Source organism: Acinetobacter sp. NyZ410 (assembly GCF_022828975.1).
Lineage (GTDB): Bacteria > Pseudomonadota > Gammaproteobacteria > Pseudomonadales > Moraxellaceae > Acinetobacter > Acinetobacter guillouiae.
Genome location: NZ_CP094620.1, coordinates 1,107,019 through 1,123,954, shown reverse-complemented (window position 1 = coordinate 1,123,954; position 16,936 = coordinate 1,107,019). Strand labels below are relative to the sequence as shown.

The 16,936-nt window shown below is 38.1% G+C and carries 17 protein-coding genes and 1 riboswitch; of the genes, 10 read left to right on the top strand and 7 right to left on the bottom strand.

Features of this window, described 5'->3' with window-relative positions:
• Nucleotides 1-110: 110 nt before the first annotated feature.
• Nucleotides 111-725, bottom strand: coding sequence for a GDYXXLXY domain-containing protein (locus tag MTO68_RS05185; RefSeq protein WP_244015320.1), 615 nt, complete (start codon nucleotides 723-725; stop codon nucleotides 111-113).
• Nucleotides 722-2,551: a DUF2157 domain-containing protein gene (locus MTO68_RS05180; protein WP_244015319.1), complete on the bottom strand. Its 1,830-nt coding sequence runs from the start codon at nucleotides 2,549-2,551 to the stop codon at nucleotides 722-724. The genes MTO68_RS05185 and MTO68_RS05180 overlap by 4 nt, the downstream gene beginning before the upstream one ends.
• A 170-nt stretch (nucleotides 2,552-2,721) precedes the next feature.
• Nucleotides 2,722-2,879: riboswitch (FMN riboswitch) on the top strand.
• A 108-nt stretch (nucleotides 2,880-2,987) separates the two neighbouring features.
• Between MTO68_RS05180 and ribB the strand changes: the two genes are divergently transcribed.
• Nucleotides 2,988-3,647 carry a 3,4-dihydroxy-2-butanone-4-phosphate synthase gene (gene ribB / locus MTO68_RS05175; protein ID WP_004819596.1) on the top strand — a complete coding sequence of 220 codons (660 nt, stop codon included), beginning with the start codon at nucleotides 2,988-2,990 and terminating at the stop codon, nucleotides 3,645-3,647.
• A gap of 212 nt (nucleotides 3,648-3,859) precedes the next feature.
• On the opposite strand, the gene MTO68_RS05170 is transcribed toward ribB, so the two are convergent.
• On the bottom strand, nucleotides 3,860-4,342 hold the full coding sequence (locus MTO68_RS05170) for a DUF1289 domain-containing protein (RefSeq protein WP_004722515.1): 483 nt from the start codon (nucleotides 4,340-4,342) through the stop codon (nucleotides 3,860-3,862).
• A 235-nt stretch (nucleotides 4,343-4,577) separates the two neighbouring features.
• On the opposite strand from MTO68_RS05170, the gene MTO68_RS05165 reads away from it, so the two are divergent.
• The 3 genes from MTO68_RS05165 to MTO68_RS05155 all read left to right on the top strand — a co-directional run bounded on the left by MTO68_RS05165 (nucleotide 4,578) and on the right by MTO68_RS05155 (nucleotide 7,487).
• Complete coding sequence (locus tag MTO68_RS05165; protein WP_244015318.1) at nucleotides 4,578-5,510, top strand: rhodanese-related sulfurtransferase; 933 nt, start codon at nucleotides 4,578-4,580, stop codon at nucleotides 5,508-5,510.
• 171 nt (nucleotides 5,511-5,681) lie between these two features.
• A complete protein-coding gene (locus MTO68_RS05160; RefSeq protein ID WP_034615618.1) occupies nucleotides 5,682-6,257 on the top strand; it encodes a DedA family protein in 576 nt (191 codons plus the stop codon).
• A 621-nt stretch (nucleotides 6,258-6,878) separates the two neighbouring features.
• Nucleotides 6,879-7,487 carry a LysE family transporter gene (locus MTO68_RS05155; protein WP_244015317.1) on the top strand — a complete coding sequence of 203 codons (609 nt, stop codon included), beginning with the start codon at nucleotides 6,879-6,881 and terminating at the stop codon, nucleotides 7,485-7,487.
• A 72-nt stretch (nucleotides 7,488-7,559) separates the two neighbouring features.
• Here the strand turns inward: MTO68_RS05155 and MTO68_RS05150 are convergent, their stop codons facing one another.
• On the bottom strand, nucleotides 7,560-8,084 hold the full coding sequence (locus MTO68_RS05150) for a YecA family protein (RefSeq protein ID WP_004722523.1): 525 nt from the start codon (nucleotides 8,082-8,084) through the stop codon (nucleotides 7,560-7,562).
• Between the two features lie 66 nt (nucleotides 8,085-8,150).
• On the bottom strand, nucleotides 8,151-8,357 hold the full coding sequence (locus MTO68_RS05145) for a hypothetical protein (RefSeq protein ID WP_004722524.1): 207 nt from the start codon (nucleotides 8,355-8,357) through the stop codon (nucleotides 8,151-8,153).
• A gap of 331 nt (nucleotides 8,358-8,688) precedes the next feature.
• Here MTO68_RS05145 and rpoD point away from each other — a divergent pair, with 331 nt between their 5' ends.
• The 6 genes from rpoD (at nucleotide 8,689) to MTO68_RS05115 (ending at nucleotide 15,456) form a co-directional block, all read left to right on the top strand.
• Nucleotides 8,689-10,632, top strand: coding sequence for an RNA polymerase sigma factor RpoD (gene rpoD / locus MTO68_RS05140; protein WP_259191535.1), 1,944 nt, complete (start codon nucleotides 8,689-8,691; stop codon nucleotides 10,630-10,632).
• Nucleotides 10,633-10,759: 127 nt separating this feature from the next.
• Nucleotides 10,760-11,047 (top strand): DUF493 domain-containing protein, encoded by a 288-nt coding sequence (locus MTO68_RS05135; RefSeq protein ID WP_004722529.1) that lies wholly within the window; start codon nucleotides 10,760-10,762, stop codon nucleotides 11,045-11,047.
• 172 nt (nucleotides 11,048-11,219) lie between these two features.
• Complete coding sequence (gene lipB, locus MTO68_RS05130) at nucleotides 11,220-11,909, top strand: lipoyl(octanoyl) transferase LipB (protein WP_244015316.1); 690 nt, start codon at nucleotides 11,220-11,222, stop codon at nucleotides 11,907-11,909.
• Between the two features lie 79 nt (nucleotides 11,910-11,988).
• Nucleotides 11,989-12,522 carry a hypothetical protein gene (locus tag MTO68_RS05125; protein WP_004819586.1) on the top strand — a complete coding sequence of 178 codons (534 nt, stop codon included), beginning with the start codon at nucleotides 11,989-11,991 and terminating at the stop codon, nucleotides 12,520-12,522.
• A 3-nt stretch (nucleotides 12,523-12,525) separates the two neighbouring features.
• Nucleotides 12,526-13,710: an iron-containing alcohol dehydrogenase gene (locus MTO68_RS05120; protein WP_004722536.1), complete on the top strand. Its 1,185-nt coding sequence runs from the start codon at nucleotides 12,526-12,528 to the stop codon at nucleotides 13,708-13,710.
• Between the two features lie 333 nt (nucleotides 13,711-14,043).
• Nucleotides 14,044-15,456: an APC family permease gene (locus tag MTO68_RS05115; RefSeq protein ID WP_004722537.1), complete on the top strand. Its 1,413-nt coding sequence runs from the start codon at nucleotides 14,044-14,046 to the stop codon at nucleotides 15,454-15,456.
• Between the two features lie 74 nt (nucleotides 15,457-15,530).
• Here MTO68_RS05115 and MTO68_RS05110 read toward each other — a convergent pair whose 3' ends face one another.
• Complete coding sequence (locus tag MTO68_RS05110; RefSeq protein WP_244015315.1) at nucleotides 15,531-16,088, bottom strand: flavodoxin family protein; 558 nt, start codon at nucleotides 16,086-16,088, stop codon at nucleotides 15,531-15,533.
• Between the two features lie 31 nt (nucleotides 16,089-16,119).
• The gene (locus tag MTO68_RS05105; protein WP_171527379.1) at nucleotides 16,120-16,821 is read right to left on the bottom strand and encodes an SDR family NAD(P)-dependent oxidoreductase; all 702 of its coding nucleotides are present in this window, start codon (nucleotides 16,819-16,821) and stop codon (nucleotides 16,120-16,122) included.
• Nucleotides 16,822-16,936 lie beyond the last annotated feature (115 nt).

The following is a 16,936-nucleotide window of genomic DNA, read 5'->3' as shown; positions in this document are numbered from 1 at the left end:
ATCAGTACTTTTTTAATAGACCAACTTAGTCGTTACTCTTTTTAGAACTTCCGAGAGATGGAATTCTTTAAAGTATTTTTTATAAAAGCTTGCTAGTTGTGGTCATCACCTTATGACGATTTATCTACAGAACGAAATCCATCACGCCAACGTTGTTTATTCTCACAGTCCAGATCTTGTAAATGCTCTCCTCGTAAAGATGCAAGAATCGCATTGCCCTGCTGATCCACCTTAAACTCAGCATACTTTGCTTGCTGATAACATTCAGCTAAACCTTCTGCAAATAAAAAGCTATTGGATGCAGGATAAAGTGTTCTATGTCGATTATCAGGGTTCTTCAAAATCAATTTTACAGTTTGCGCATCTTTAGGTTTTTCAAAATAAGTATGTGCCACCTTTTTCTGTTGATCCAATTCAACATAAGCCGTAACCGAAGGCTTATTTTCAATCACTTGATCAAAATAATGCCCCGAAAAAATATGATTTTCATCACTATCACTTGGATCTACATTGTTCTGATCGCCCCGATTTAGCTTTTGCGGTGCAAAGTAAAGTTGATAACTCAGCACCATATAATCACCTTGTATTAATGAACGTGGATCAACAGGTTGTAAGTGGACATATATACTCTGACTATTCTTCAGATGCTGCTCATTCTTAAAAATGATGCCTAGAAAAAGAACAATACAGATTAAAGCAAGACAAAGAGGAATGAATTTTTTCATGTATTTACTCCCTCTTTTGATTGGAATTTATGTAGCACCCAAGTCAGTATCAACAAAATTAATGCTGAGCTAAAAATACTTAGACTTTTAACGAGGAAGCTAACATTCAACGCGTAGTAAATAAAGCATAAGGTTAACGCCAAAGTCACTAAAGCGAAACCGTAGACAATCTTATCGTGCTGTGACAATGCCCATGAAAGTATGGCGATACAAATAAAAATTTCAAAATAGCCATAAAATATCAGTACTGCAGCAAAAGCCAATAAAATCAATTGAGCAATCAAGCTAAATTGATTGCGAATCCTCAACACCATAAACAAAGCCAACCACAAAATAGGCAGCCCCAAGTTGAGAATAGGAAGGTATCTAATTTTCTCTAATTCATATTGTCCAAATAGCGTATAGAAACCCAAGGATGAAAGAATAATCAATAAATTAGCCAATGCTAAACTGCGTTGATATTGACTGGGTTGAATACGATGCACCCAAATCATTACCAGATAAAACCCATAACTGAGCAAGACCAGAAATGCAAAATTTTCAACAAAACGATGAAATCCAAGCAGAACGTTTAAATCCCAAATCAACGCAATACCAGATAAATATAAGGCAAATAGTTGGATAAAAATAAAGAACCAATGGCTGCGAATAAAATAACTAAGACACAGCATGGCAAATTGAATAAAGAAAATTGGAAAGAATTGGTCAGTTAATTCAACCGTGTGGAAAATCACAGCATGTTGCCCTGCGACCCATATACAATAAGCAAACTGCCTTAAAAATAAAGCTTGTTTACTTCTTAAAATAAAGGCAGCCAATACCACAAAAACTGCCCCCATGATCAAGGAGAAATTCCCCCAAAATGCCAGCATCAATGATGCCAATAAAACACCTGCAATCCATGCACCCACTGCGATAGGAATATTGTTAAATTTATTTTGTGGGATAAACTTAATCAATAAAAAAGTAATCAATGCAAACCAAGCGAAAATCACCAGTGCAATTAAAAATAATCCAAGCACTTCGGATTCACGAAACAGACTATTCATCCATTTGAAAATCACCAGCGTAAACGTAATCCCTAAACCTACTGCTGAAAGTACACTACATAACTGATCTCTTTTTCGATAAAAATAAGTTAATGCGACAGAAAGTAGAAAAAATGATGATATTAAATAAGCGATCTTAAGGTCTGTCCATGTAAAAATCATGGCTGTGGCGAATGCTAAATTACTGTCTCCATATAAAAATAGCACCATATGCCAAATTGAAAGAATGCCAAACCATAAGACAAAGAGATAACGCAGCTTTTGATAACAACGAAGACAAAAATAAAACTGAAATAATGAAAGGAGATTTAAGCTAAATAAAAATGTGACAGGATATTCGTCAGCCCAAAATGTTTGTTTAAAAAACAAAAATAAAGTGAGTTGGCTGACAATACAGAGCAATGTAAAAACACCAATATTCGGACGATACAACCACGGCAGCAATAAAATAGACCAGATTAAAAATAGTAAATAACTATCTGCCCCTGTTTGATAAATTTGACCAATGACAGCCAAACTTAAACCAATCATCAAGCCACTTATTGTATGCAAACACTGGACTAAATAATCATGCTGAACTAAAAAAATACTGGCTACAGCACTGAGTAACAAGAAAAGTTGTGGAATTGCCAATTGAAAAAACTGAGGCAACATAAACCAATTTGCAGCAGTGAGATATAAAATACTGACTGCAATTAGAGCACATCCTAAAACCTGTAAGTGTTTAACAAAGTCATCATTACGCCATGAATAGACATCTTGCTGAATCGTGATCAAGCTGAGTCTCCTTATTTTATGTTTTGCTATTTGTTGATCACTATGACCACAAATATTCTTTTAAATGTATAAGTTTAATTATTTTCTATAGCAACTATTGTTCTATCTATAGTACTGATCATTCTAAAAAAAAGCATCCATTTAGTAAAAAAGTGTCTATAATAAATGCACATCGCTTCAGGGCGGGGTGTAATTCCCCACCGGTGGTAAATTGGACGGATTTTCAATCCTGAGCCAACAGCCCACGAGCTTATCACGCTTAATCGTGATTCGCAGATTTGGTGAAATACCAAAGCCGACGGTATAGTCCGGATGAAAGAAGACGACGTCACAGCTTAAAAATTTCAATATTCGCTATTGGAAAAGGTTTTGTAACGCCACTATTTCAAATGTCCTGAAATGTTCAACCGTATTTTAACTTTACGAGAGCGTTTCAATGTCTAGTTTAATTCAACCCGAAATTTTCTTTTCTGCACTATCCCCCGCAGACCAACGTATCGAACAAGCAATCGAAGATATGCGCCAAGGCAAACCTGTTTTGGTCATGGACGATTTTGATCGTGAAAATGAAGCAGATTTAATTGTTGCAGCAGAAACCCTCAATGTTGAAACCATGGCACGTATGATTCGTGATGGTTCAGGTATTGTCTGCTTAACCATTACCGATGATCTAGCAGATCACCTTGAACTCCCACCGATGGTTCAGGACAATTCAAGTCAATTTAAAACGGCTTTTACCATTACCATCGAAGCAGCACAAGGTGTAACAACAGGCGTTTCTGCAAAAGACCGTACCACCACTATTCATGCTGCAATTAAAACAGGTGCTGTTGCAAGCGATCTGAATCGCCCTGGTCATGTTTTTCCATTGCGTGGTCGTAATGGTGGTGTATTAACCCGTCGTGGACATACAGAAGGTTCTATTGATTTGGCACGTTTAGCCGGTTTAAAACCCGCTGGTGTGTTATGTGAAGTGACCAATCCTGATGGGACAATGGCTTCAGGCATTCAAGTTTTAGCATATGCACAAACGCATCATTTAACGCTGATTACCATTGAAGAATTGGTTCAGTATCGTTTAAAACACAATGTCTAAGAAAATATTTTAAGTCATCACATTTAGACAGAGTAAAAAAGCCAGTTCAAATCATTGGACTGGCTTTTTAATCTTGATTAGATGTTCTTGATTAAAGTGCGATGAAATGACAGCGCCAGTTTTTGTTTTAATTTTTTATAAGTGACACTGATTAAAATTAAATAGCCAAAAGTATCAAGCTGATAAATAATAAATCATTGCAGAAACTGAGTTTAAACATCTTCCAAATGTAAAATACTTTGACGAATACCGTCTGCACGTAACCATGCGAAATCATAACTTGCATTGGCCAATGCCAATACACGACGTTCAAACTCATCCCAAAGCGGTTTTACCTGTTTCGCTTGAATTCCCAAACCACTCTCTTCTGCGAGATGTTTATTTTTTTCACAAATTTTTAATGCATGATACAACTTGCGCCCTTTAGAAGCAGAATCCATCACTCGTATACGTTTACCCAAAATAAAACCTTCAATATGTCTTAAATCAGCAAAAGGTAGCATCGGAATTAAAATTTGATCGAGCTGTGCATCCAGCCTCTTCCAAACGGCTAAACGTTGCGCTGAATCATATGTATTCCATTGGATCACTTCATGATTAAAACGACGGCAACCACGACAAACAGAATCACCAAATACCGTTGAACAACGACCAGCGCATGGCGTTAAGGTGGGTATCCGACGTTCGTTACTCAAAATTTACTCCTTACATCAACGATGTGACACACTTTTCCGGCACGAAATAATCATTTCGCAATACTATATATGGTATATAAAATATTTTAAAGCACTATATTTAGTATAAAAACCCATATTTTTTTCAGGGAATAAAAAAACACTACAAAGACTAGGGTTTTCTCGCATATTCATGTAAATCACGCTAAAATATGCGCCTTAAATTTTATTCTATCTTAAATATTTGGAGTACTCCATGAACGCTACTGTAGAACAGCTTGCACCTGTAGAACAGCAAGCGACCTCTGGTTGGGTTGTTGCAGCACTTTATCAATTCAAAGAAGTTCAAGATCCTGCTGATCTTCAACAACGTCTTTTAGACTTGGTAAAAACCATCAACCTTTGCGGTACTCTCATTATTGCAGGTGAAGGAATTAACGGAACTGTTGCTGGCGATCGTCAAGCGATTGATGTCATTCATCAATTTTTATTGAATGAAGGCTTTAATAGCATGGAATATAAAGAATCACATAGTGATGAAAAGCCATTCCGTAAAATGAAGATTAAGCTAAAGAACGAAATCGTAACTTTAGGTGTAGAGGTGAAACCTCGTGATCTTGTTGGACATTATCTTGATCCAAAGCAATGGAACGAATTGATTGCGCGTGATGATGTGATTTTGATTGATACACGTAATGATTATGAATATAAAGCGGGTACCTTCAAAGGCGCGATTGATCCTAAAACAGAAACCTTTCGTGAATTTCCAGAATACGTAAAAAAAGAACTTGAACAGCATAAAGATAAGAAAATTGCGATGTTCTGTACAGGCGGTATTCGTTGTGAAAAATCAACATCGCTACTGCTTCAAGAAGGTTTTAACGAGGTGTATCACCTTAAAGGCGGTATTTTAAAATACCTTGAAGAAACCCCTGCTGATGAAAGTATGTGGGAAGGTGAATGTTTCGTATTTGATGGTCGTACTGCGGTGACGCATGGTATGGAAGAAGGCGAAAATATTAAATGTCATGCATGTGGTTGGCCACTTGTTCCTGAAGAAGCCGAGTTGCAAAGTTATGAACATGGTGTTTCTTGCAAATATTGTATTGATAAAACATCTGAGAAACAAAAAGAAGGTTTCCGTATGCGTCAATCACAAATTACTGCTGCAAAACGCAAACGTCTTTAATCTCAATCAATTTTAAAATGCGTCACTCAACCGCAGCTTATTGGCTGCGGTTTTTATTTAGATATTTTAACAACACAACAAATTCTCACTATATTTTGATAAATGAAAACCATACCATGTTTATAACGCCCTATTTTTATATATAAAATGACTGATTGGATTATTTCGATCATGGAGCAACTTGGTTACTTTGGTATTGCTCTTTTGATGTTTTTAGACAATGTTTTTCCGCCGATTCCCTCAGAAGTGATTATGCCATCAGCTGGATTTGCTGCATCTAAAGGTCAATTATTATTATCGGGTGTGATTATCGCAGGAAGCATCGGTTCACTGGTTGCAGCAGCGTTGTTGTATTGGGTGGGTCGAAAAATCCCGAATCAAAGCATTTTTAATTGGGTTGACCGCTACGGTAAATACCTTTTTATCAAATCAGAAGATGTCAAAAAAGCTTTAGATTGGTTTGAAAAATATGGACATCGCGTGGTTTTCTTTGGGCGAATGGTTCCCGCAGTTCGTTCTTTGATTAGTATCCCTGCAGGCATGAGTCATATGCCCTTTTGGAAATTTATGCTGTATAGCAGCGTAGGGACAATTATCTGGACCACTTTTCTTGCATGTGTGGGTTATTATTTTGGAAACAATATAGAACTCATGCAACAAATTTTTAGTCGCGTGGGCTATGTAATCATTACCATTGTCTTAATTTTAGTTGCTTATTTTTTCTATAAAAAATCAAAAGCACGCTAAAAATTATTATGCTCCCAGCATTCAGTTAAAACATACTATTTGTGTGCATTGAGATTTGTGTGGATTGAGTCGAGCAGACAAATTTGTGTTTGCTTGGCCGAGCTCTGGGTTCTTAACATTAGCCCTTAACATTAGTTGTCTGGCAAATAATCAGCGAATTCCCAAAATAACCACAAAGACATTAGAGCGTTCATAAATCAAAATGATCATGCGAAATGAAGCTTGATAGTTCCTTCTCGCTGAGGAAAAGCTAGGATGAGAGCCACTATCTTTTGATTTATGGGTTTTAACAGGATTTATAAAAGAAGCCTATTGTTTATATTTTCTTATACTCCCCGTTTCACCAATGCCGACCAATTGAAACACGATCACCATATATAAATAGCATCACTGTATGAAAATCACCCAATCGTAATCAATACACCACAGCGATCGTAAAAAATCACCACACATTCGATGTGAGCAAAACTTCCGAGCGATTGAGAAATTTGAGTGAATTCAACGGCAAGCACTATACATTCCAAAAAATCATGCATTTCATCAAAATATTATCGCTTTAACCCAATACAAATATATGAAAAATATAAAAATAATTAAAACTGTGTAAAAAAGGATACATGAGTGAATGAAATGATTGCTGTGATCTTAATCACCTGCTTGGCAGTAATAAGTCCTGGCGCTGATTTTGCTATCGTGACACGAAACAGTTATTTATATGGTCGAAATATTGGATTAAGCACTGCTTTAGGTATTGCTTGCGGTGTTTGGATACATGTGGGTTATAGCCTACTTGGCCTGGGTTTTTTAAAAAATCATATGCCCTATCTTTTACAAACAATTCAATATATTGGCGCTGCTTATTTAATTTATCTTGGCTATAAAACATTTACGCAGGCAAAAATAAAACTGGATGAAATTGGTGTTGGTATCAGTAGCTGGCAAGCGTTTAAACATGGTTTTTTAACCAATAGCCTAAATCCCAAAACAACTTTATTTGTAATCAGTTTATTTGCTCAGCTGATGACTTCTGCTGGAAATTCGACCATTCAGCTTTTTGCTTATGGTGCGTTTATTTCGTTGAGTCATTTTGTTTGGTTTGGCTTGATTGCCTTATTTTGTGCACATCCCAGCATACGAAATAAAATTTTAGATCGTCAAATTGTGATCAATCGTGTGATTGGCCTTTTACTGTTTATTTTAGGTTGTAGCCTATTATTTGCACGGTTTTAACTATTGGCGTAAATCACCAACAAAAAAAAGCATGCCACTTTTCAGTGAGCATGCTTTTTTTATACGCGCAAATTAATTTGGTGTGTGGTACATCAAATAAATTTCATTTAGATTTTCAGGAATTTCTTCAGCAATCTCGTCCATTAACTGGCCGTTGCGGCGGAAAGATTCCATTTGAGGATCTTCATCATCAATACCACTGAACACCATCATTGGTAGTGTGAGATCAACAACTTGATCTTCATATTCTGGTGCAAACCAAGCTTCTTCATTCAGGAACATTGCATCGACAAAGCCAACACTCCAGTCGCCTAAGCTTGATTCAACATCAGCTTCTTCAATTTCAAAAGGGAATGTAATTCCTTCTTCATTGGCTAAGTTTTGACGAATCGCTTCAAGCCATGCTTTGATTTGTACAATGATTTCTGCTGGAACTTTCTTTTGATTATTATCAAATAGCTCATCAAGCCATTTATCAAAAGTAGGACCAACCGCAATTGCGCACAAGAAACCATGAGTCGCTGCGAAATCTAGACCAAATTCATTTTGGTCACCATCTAGATAATCACTCAGTAGGTCTAAATCTAAAGCACTCATTTTGTTTCCAGTAAATTTGTATCAGATTTAAGCATAGCATTTTCCCACGCCATGCCCAATGAATTTTTAATCTTCGTCATCAAAATCATCGTCATCATCAATGTCATAATCAAAATCTTTTAAATCTTTTTCTAAACGACGTTGAGCAAGTAAATCATCGATCAAACGTCGCTTTTCTAAAGATTCTTTGGCGCTAATTTTGCTTGATGACTCATCGAAACTAACATCATCATCACCGTAGTTATCATCTAGTTCAAAATCTGTAGAAGACACTAAAACTACCTCATAATGAAAAAAAGTGAATGGGTCTAGGCGCTATTTATCTGTCTTCAGAAAACTTGTCAAGTTTTTTCCGTTTTTTTTACATTTAAATGCGAATTTGGGCTTTTTTCGGGCCCTATTTTATGTAATGATATAATCCACCCTGCGTCTTACTATTTTATGACATTTTCTGAATAGAAATCGCACGGGATGATCTTGAAAATAACAATTTCACCCCCACCTATTTGATTGAATTTAAATTCTGAATATTTTATCGGACAGTTTTATGCTGATTTCTTCCGATGGAATATGCGAGCTATTCAAAGATATATTTTAACAGATTGTGCGATTACGCACGGTTTTTCATTGCCACAGATTCAACGAGAAGAGAGTAAAGATGAGCGAAATGCATTCCCCTACTTCCCAAGTAGCGGCTCTTATTAGCCGAGGCAAAGAACAAGGTTACTTAACCTACGCTGAGGTTAACGATCATCTCCCAGACTCGATCACCGAAAGCGAACAGATTGAAGACATTATCCAAATGCTTCAAGACGTTGGTATTCCAGTTCATGAACGTGCACCTGAAACTGACGATGCAATGTTCGAAGGGAATAGCGAAGCTGGCGATGAAGTTGCAGAAGAAGAAGCTGCTGCAGTACTTGCCTCTGTAGAAAATGAGCCAGGTCGTACCACTGACCCAGTACGTATGTATATGCGTGAAATGGGTACCGTTGAACTTTTAACACGTGAAGGCGAAATTAGTATTGCCAAACGTATTGAAGAAGGCATTCGTGACGTTCTACATTCAATTGCATACTGGCCAAATGCTGTAGAAGTTGTTTTACAAGAATATAAAGATTATGAAACTGGTGAACGTCGCCTTGCCGATATTTTATCAGGTTATTTAGATCCTGAATCTGACGAAGTGATTCCAGAAGTTTTAGAAGACGAAGCTGAAGTTATCGTTGAAGAAGAAGATACTTCTGCAAAGCCGACTAAAGAAGTGAAGTTGGATGATGAAGACGAAGAAGAAGAGTCTGAAAGTGATGACGATTCTGAAGGTGAATCTGGTCCAGATCCTGAAATTGCGAAAGCGCGTTTTGAAGAGCTAGAAGCAGTTTGGAACAGTGCAAAAGTCGCAATTGCGCAACACGGCCGTAACAGTACTCAAGGTACTGAGGCAATGGAAGCACTGGCAACTGTGTTTATGATGTTTAAATTTACACCGCGTTTATTTGACATCATTTCAGAAATGATTCGTGGCACGCACGAACAAATTCGTACCTCTGAACGTGAAGTGATGCGTTATGCAGTTCGTCGTGGTCGTATGGATCGTACACAGTTCCGTACATCGTTCCCGGGTCAAGAATCAAATCCTGCTTGGTTAGATGAACAAATTGCAAAAGCACCTGCTGAATTAAAAGGCTATTTAGAAAAAGTTCGTCCAGATGTATTGGCATTCCAACAAAAGATTGCTGATATTGAAAAAGACCTTGATCTAAACGTAAAAGAAATTAAAGACATTTCTAAACGTATGGCGATTGGTGAAGCCAAAGCTCGCCGTGCCAAGAAAGAAATGGTTGAAGCCAACTTACGTTTGGTAATTTCAATTGCGAAAAAATACACAAACCGTGGTTTACAATTCTTAGATTTAATTCAAGAAGGTAACATTGGTTTGATGAAAGCGGTAGACAAGTTTGAATACCGTCGTGGTTATAAGTTCTCGACCTATGCAACATGGTGGATTCGTCAGGCGATTACCCGTTCAATCGCAGACCAAGCACGTACGATTCGTATCCCTGTACATATGATCGAAACGATTAACAAGATCAACCGTGTCTCTCGCCAATTACTTCAAGAAATGGGTCGTGAACCGACTCCTGAAGAATTAGGTGAACGTCTAGAAATGGACGAAGTTAAAGTTCGTAAGGTGCTTAAGATTGCTAAAGAGCCAATTTCTATGGAAACGCCAATTGGTGATGATGAAGATTCTCATCTTGGTGATTTCATTGAAGACAGCAACATCACTTCACCAGTAGATGCTGCGACTTCAGAAGGCTTAAAAGAAGCAACACGTGAAGTACTTGAAAACTTAACTGAACGTGAAGCGAAAGTCTTAAAAATGCGTTTTGGTATCGACATGCCGACTGACCATACTTTGGAAGAAGTAGGTAAACAGTTTGATGTAACCCGTGAACGTATTCGTCAGATTGAAGCCAAAGCTTTACGTAAACTTCGTCATCCTTCGCGTTCAGAACACTTACGTTCGTTCCTTGAAAATGACTAAGTTGAATTTGTTCAATCTATGAATACTTTCGGGACTTGAAAATCAATCGAGTAACCCCATTAAGTATTTAAGAGAAACACAATGCCTGCACTTATGCAGGCATTGTTGATAAATTAGAGGTGAAAAAATGTTAGACCGCACTCCATCTCGCGAATTACAAGAAGATCTTTGGGTTTTTCCAATGGATTACCCAATTAAATTGATTGGTAATGCGGGTGAAGAATTACGTGGTGCTGTAGTTGAAATTTTGGTAAAACATTTCCCTGAATTTAATGAAGCGACACTTGTTGTACAACCATCACGTACTGGTAAATATCATTCGATTACGGCTCAATTACGTTTTGAAGAGCTTGAGCAAGTGCATGCCTTGTATGCTGACCTTGCTGCTTGCGAACATATTCGTACTGCCTTGTAATGCTGAAATGAATTAAAAAACACGCCACAATGGCGTGTTTTTTTTGCACCCTGATTTTATCGGGGAATATGCCCTGCTGGCTTATTTGCAAATGATCAGCAATTGCTTTCACTTTTCCAAACTAAATTTCTTTATAATTAAAGCGATTTCTATATTTTAAGGGCACTTGTCTGTGAACGATGCTGTTCTAAAACCACATCTGATTATTCGTCAATATCAAGACTTAACGCCTTATGCCGAGCGTTTTCAGGAAATGAAATCTTTTACTGAACAACGTGATGAAAATTCTCCAGATCAGCTTTGGATCTTGCAACATCCTGACGTACTGACTCAGGGGCAAGCAGGCAAACCTGAACATATTTTAATGCACAGTGATATCCCTGTTGTTCAATCAGATCGTGGTGGACAAGTTACCTGGCATGGCCCTGGACAAATGGTGATTTATTTCATGTTTGATTTGAATCGCTTGAAATGGAATGTGCGTACATTGGTCACTTATGCAGAGAACTTAATGATCAATCTGCTCAAGAAATATGATGTCGATGCCTATGCCAAAGCTGATGCACCAGGTGTGTATGTCAACGAACGTAAAATTGGCTCACTGGGCTTTAAAATCCGTAGAGGACGTAGTTATCACGGGTTAGCATTAAATATTGATTGTAACTTAGATGGCTTCCATACCATTAACCCATGTGGTTATGCAGGTTTAGAAATGGTCCGTGTCTGCGATTTGATTAAAAATTATCCTGATTACAAGCAACTATCAAAAGATGTGATTGAGTATTTTCAACAGAGTGGGTACTTTAGTGATATTGAAGTCATCGACAAAAAATCAAATGACCATGAAGTCATTCACAAATAAATCGCTTTATTTTTATCTGAAAACAAATTAGAGTAATTACTCTAAAACAAAAGTACAATTTTATATAAGGGACTAACGAGTGATTTCAAGTAAATCTATCAAACCCGCTTTAGAACAAGCCTATGTCAAACTCATGATGGATGTGATTGGCAGAGGTTTGGTCATGGCGAGTCAAGTTGATGATGAAATTAAACATGAAGTATCTGTACTCCCTGTTGGTTTTACATTATCAATGAAAGTTTTTCCAAACGGCGCTTCATTTATTGCCAGAGTCAATCAAAACAAGCAGCTTGAACTGGTTAAATCTTTAGATGTTAAGCCTGATCTATCGATTATTTTCAAACATGTTCATCATGCTTTTTTAGTCTTTTCATTTCAGGAAAGTACAGCTCAAGCTTTTGCAAATGACCGTATGATCGCAGATGGAGATGTGGCACATGCCATCCGTTTAGTGCGTTGTCTGAATAAAATGGAAGCATTAATTTTACCTAAACTGGTTGCTGAACTCGCGGTAAAAGAATATCCATCAGAATTAAGTTTAAAAGAAAAATTAGCGGGCGCTGCAAATATCTATCTTAAAGTTGCCCAATCATATTTAAAAGGGAGTGCTTAACACATGGCTAAACCATATTACGAATTTTTCTGTCCTGTAAAAGTGATCGCTGGTCATGCTGCACTCGAACATATTCCTTTCGAACTTGCATCATTAGGCGCTAAACGCCCAATGATCATCACTGATAAAGGTGTACGTGCCAATCACCTTTTAGCACCTATTGAAGCTGCATTTGAATCTACTGATATTGAAATTGGCATTATTTTTGATGATGTTCCGCCTGATTCAAGCCTTGAAACAGTTCGTGCCGCAGCACAAGCGTATCGTGAAAATAACTGTGATGCGATTATTGCTGTGGGTGGCGGTTCGGTTATTGATACCTCTAAAACAGCCAATATTTTAGTCTCCGAGGGTGGCGATGATTTACTTAAGTATTCAGGTGCACACAACCTCCCTCGCCCACTTAAACCTTTTTTTGTGATTCCTACCACGTCTGGTACAGGCTCAGAAGTAACCTTGGCTGCGGTCGTATCTGACAATCAAAAAAATGTGAAAATGGCATTTGCCTCGAATTACTTAATGCCACATGCGGCGATTCTCGATCCACGTATGACCCAAACATTGCCACCACATCTGACAGCAATGACAGCGATGGATGCCATGACACATGCTGTAGAAGCCTATACCTGTATCGCAGCCAATCCAATTTCCGATGCGTATGCAACTGCTGCCATCAAAAAAATCAGTACAAGTTTATTTGATGTACTGGACCATCCTAGTGATGCAACAGGTCGCTTAGAACTTGCTCAAGCCTCAACAATGGCAGGCATTGCATTTTCTAACTCGATGGTTGGTATTGTGCATTCTCTTGGTCATGCTTTAGGTGCAGTTGCGCATTTGCCTCATGGCTTATGTATGAATCTCTTTCTTCCTTATGTTTTGGAATACAACAAGGAAGTGAATGGTGACAAGATTGCCGATCTATTATTGCCACTTGCTGGTGCTGATATTTACGCACAGACCCCTGCAAACCAGCGTGCGGATAAGGCCATAGAGACATTAAATACCATGCGTGATCGTGTCTATCATTTAACTAAGCTTCCACGTACCTTGAGTGAAACAGGTAAAGTTACTCAAGCACAGCTGGATGAAGTTGCCGAAAAAGCACTCAATGACGGCTCAATTATTTTCAATCCGAAAGAAGCAACCTTTAAAGATTTAAAGTCAATCTTAGAAAAAGCTTGGTAATTGTCTAAAATTGCGACAATATAGAGGGAGCTATTGGCACTAAGTCTATGTTTGCAGTGATGTAGCCTACAGATGAAATGTTGACAGCCCCCGATAGTAAATAGCCTGATGTTTATCTAAACATCGGGCTTTTATCTTGCAGAATGGGCAGTCACTTATTTTTTGATCAAGATGGCACGTTTTCTGCTAAAAAAGCCAACAAAGTTACTGACAAATGTGACCTTTTAGAGTAGATTGGCGCACTTTTGTTTTATTCTTAGGGGGGATCGTTCGTCTCAAACGATCCTTATAAATATGACTGATCCTTGATCAACGATTAAGAGGATAACGCCGTTGACAGATATCTCTGGGACTCAATCCACAGCAAAACTGAAAAAAAATCTTGTGCTGTGGCATATTATCATTATTGGTCTAGCGTATATTCAGCCACTTACCTTATTTGATACCTTTGGTTTAGTGTCAGACGGAAGCCATGGACATGTTCCAACTTCTTATATTTTTGCGCTTGTTGCCATTCTCCTGACCTCTATCAGTTATGGTCATATGATCAAGCGCTACCCTTCGTCAGGGTCTGCTTATACCTATGCGCAAAAATCGATTCACCCAAATGTCGGCTTTATGGTTGGCTGGTCTTCTTGGTTAGATTATTTATTATCTCCACTCGTCAACATTATTTTGGCTGATATTTACTTAAGAGCCTTATTCCCAGATGTGAATAACTGGATCTGGGTCATTGCACTGACGGCAATTATGACTGTGATCAACTTGTTTGGTTCACGTTTTGTTGCTCGATTTAACAGTACCATTGTTGTGGTGCAACTTGCGATCATCTTCTATTTTGTTTATGAAGTTTACTTACTGTTAACTCAGGGCATTTACGCAGATGGCACCTTAAACCCAGATAAAGCTGAATTATGGTCACTTGCTCCATTCTGGAGTGAAATGACGGCAATTGGTGCATTAATCGGTGGTGCAACGATTCTTTGTTTCTCTTTCACAGGTTTTGATGCGTTATCATCCCTTGCAGAAGAAACCAAAGATGCTGAAAAAACCTTGCCAAAAGCAATTTTCTCTACAGCGTTGATCGCGGGTATTATCTTTATTTTTAGTACCTATTTTATTCAGCTATTTTTCCCAAGTAATGCCAATCTTTACTTTAATCCGCTGGATGAATCTCAACCTGTGATGCTTGAAGCACTTGGCAATGCTACCATTCTAACGGCAATTACAGGCATCGCATTTAAAAAGTTAGTATTGTATTTTGCGGTCATTGCTGTACTGGCTTCTGGTATTTCTGCACACGCTGGGGTATCCCGTTTGATGTATGTAATGGGTCGTGATGGCGTCATTAACAAAAAGATTTTTGGTCATATTAGTCCAAAATTACATACCCCGACTTATAATATTTTGATTGTCGGTGTTGTTGCGTTATCTGCGGGTTTTCTTGACCTTGAACATATTGTCAACTTAATTAGCTTTGGTGCTTTAACTGCATTTAGTTTTGTGAATTTCTCTGTGATTTCACGTTACGCCTTACGTGACGGCAGAACAAAATCACTGAAAGAAATCATCAATTATGTGGTGATTCCGTCTCTTGGTTTTGCCAGCGTGTTCTTGATGTGGTTAGAAATTGATGAAATGGCATTAAAACTCGGGCTTGCATGGGCTGTATTAGGTGTTGCCTATTTAGCCTATAAAACTCGTGGTTTCCGCTACCCTGCACCACAACACAATGAACATGAATAATTGATTATTGCGGGTGTAATCAAATAAGAAAGGCGCTTTATGCGCCTTTCTTATTTTAATCATATCAACTGCAATTATGCTGCAATAAATTTTTCAGTAATCGCTTTGATTCGTTTTGCATATTGTTTTGCAGTCTCTAAATCACCGCTTGGAATCTCATCTGTACTGGCATCAGCAGGTGATTGAACCAATAAGCCGACAGAACCGCCTAAGCTGTTCACATCCTGACGTGTAGCGCTTTTAGTGTTTGATGGTGCCAAACCAAGACTGACCCAAATACCACCATGTTGTGAAGCCAAGGTATGTAATGAAATCAACGTGACTTGCTTATCACCATTCAAACTTGCACTGTTGGTAAAACCACCGAAAACTTTATCTGCCCATGCACGAGTAAACCAACGCTTAGAAGATGCATCTGCAAATTTTTTAAATTGCCAAGGCACACCGCCCATGTAAGTTGGCGCACCAAATACAATTGCATCTGCGGTATCTAAAGTATCCCAATCCTGATCTTGAATATTGCCCTCTTGATCCACTTCGATGAGCGTTGCCTGAATTTCATTGGCAAAAGTTTCTGCAATGACTTTGGTATGGCCATAACCTGAATGATAAACAACAGCGATTTTTGACATGATAAGTCCTCTGATTGAGATGATAGGTATATTAATGTTTGATATAACTTGGAGGGGTTGCAGTTAGACCTTGTTTGAGTTGTTGGGTAGATTCCCCAACCAACACTTCAAAGGCATTTTGTTGAATTCCATCAAATACGTGTTGCGCCACTGTATGTGGAGAAATTTTGGCAATATCGAGTGATTGGGTTAAATCTGTGTCGATAAAACCAACATGTACCCCCATCACATGAACATTGGCTTTTGCTAACCATTGCCGAGTTGAATTGGTAAATGACCATGCTGCCGCTTTAGAAATCGCATAACTGGCTAACATCGTGCTGGGTTCCCAAGACACATCTGATAAAATATTGACGATATAACTTTCAGCATGGCTTGCTAAAATTGGAGAGAATTGCTGAGTCGTATTGATCACACCATAAAGATTGGTGTCTAAAACCGTCCGTGTCACTGCTGCAATATTTGCGTCTACAGGACTTTCATTTAAGCGTGCAATACCTGCATTGTTGATTAATAGATTGACATCACCACATTCTGCAACAGCTTTTTGAATAGATACGGGATCTGTGACATCTACAACAATCGGAATAATACCCTGTTGATTAAAATCTTGAAGATTACGCATTCCTGCATAAACTTTCTTGGCACCACGTTGTATCGCTTGCTGGGCAAGTGCTAAACCTAGACCACGATTTGCACCCGTAATAAAAACGACCGCATCTGTTATTTTCATTAAAACCACGCTCATAAATATAAAAGGGTTGATCAACGCTATCAATCAGCAGAAGTTGTATTGACCTGATTAATTTATGATATACTTTTGAAATCTAGTATCAATTAGTTACTAC

Bases quoted from the DNA above. Each gene is read 5' to 3' on its own strand.
- MTO68_RS05110 (WP_244015315.1), bottom strand. From the start codon at position 16,088: ATGTCAAAAATCGCTGTTGTTTATCATTCAGGTTATGGCCATACCAAA.
- ribB (WP_004819596.1), top strand. From the start codon at position 2,988: ATGTCTAGTTTAATTCAACCCGAAATTTTCTTTTCTGCACTATCCCCC.
- MTO68_RS05165 (WP_244015318.1), top strand. From the start codon at position 4,578: ATGAACGCTACTGTAGAACAGCTTGCACCTGTAGAACAGCAAGCGACC.
- MTO68_RS05150 (WP_004722523.1), bottom strand. From the start codon at position 8,084: ATGAGTGCTTTAGATTTAGACCTACTGAGTGATTATCTAGATGGTGAC.
- MTO68_RS05185 (WP_244015320.1), bottom strand. From the start codon at position 725: ATGAAAAAATTCATTCCTCTTTGTCTTGCTTTAATCTGTATTGTTCTT.
- MTO68_RS05160 (WP_034615618.1), top strand. From the start codon at position 5,682: ATGGAGCAACTTGGTTACTTTGGTATTGCTCTTTTGATGTTTTTAGAC.
- MTO68_RS05135 (WP_004722529.1), top strand. From the start codon at position 10,760: ATGTTAGACCGCACTCCATCTCGCGAATTACAAGAAGATCTTTGGGTT.
- MTO68_RS05105 (WP_171527379.1), bottom strand. From the start codon at position 16,821: ATGAAAATAACAGATGCGGTCGTTTTTATTACGGGTGCAAATCGTGGT.
- MTO68_RS05120 (WP_004722536.1), top strand. From the start codon at position 12,526: ATGGCTAAACCATATTACGAATTTTTCTGTCCTGTAAAAGTGATCGCT.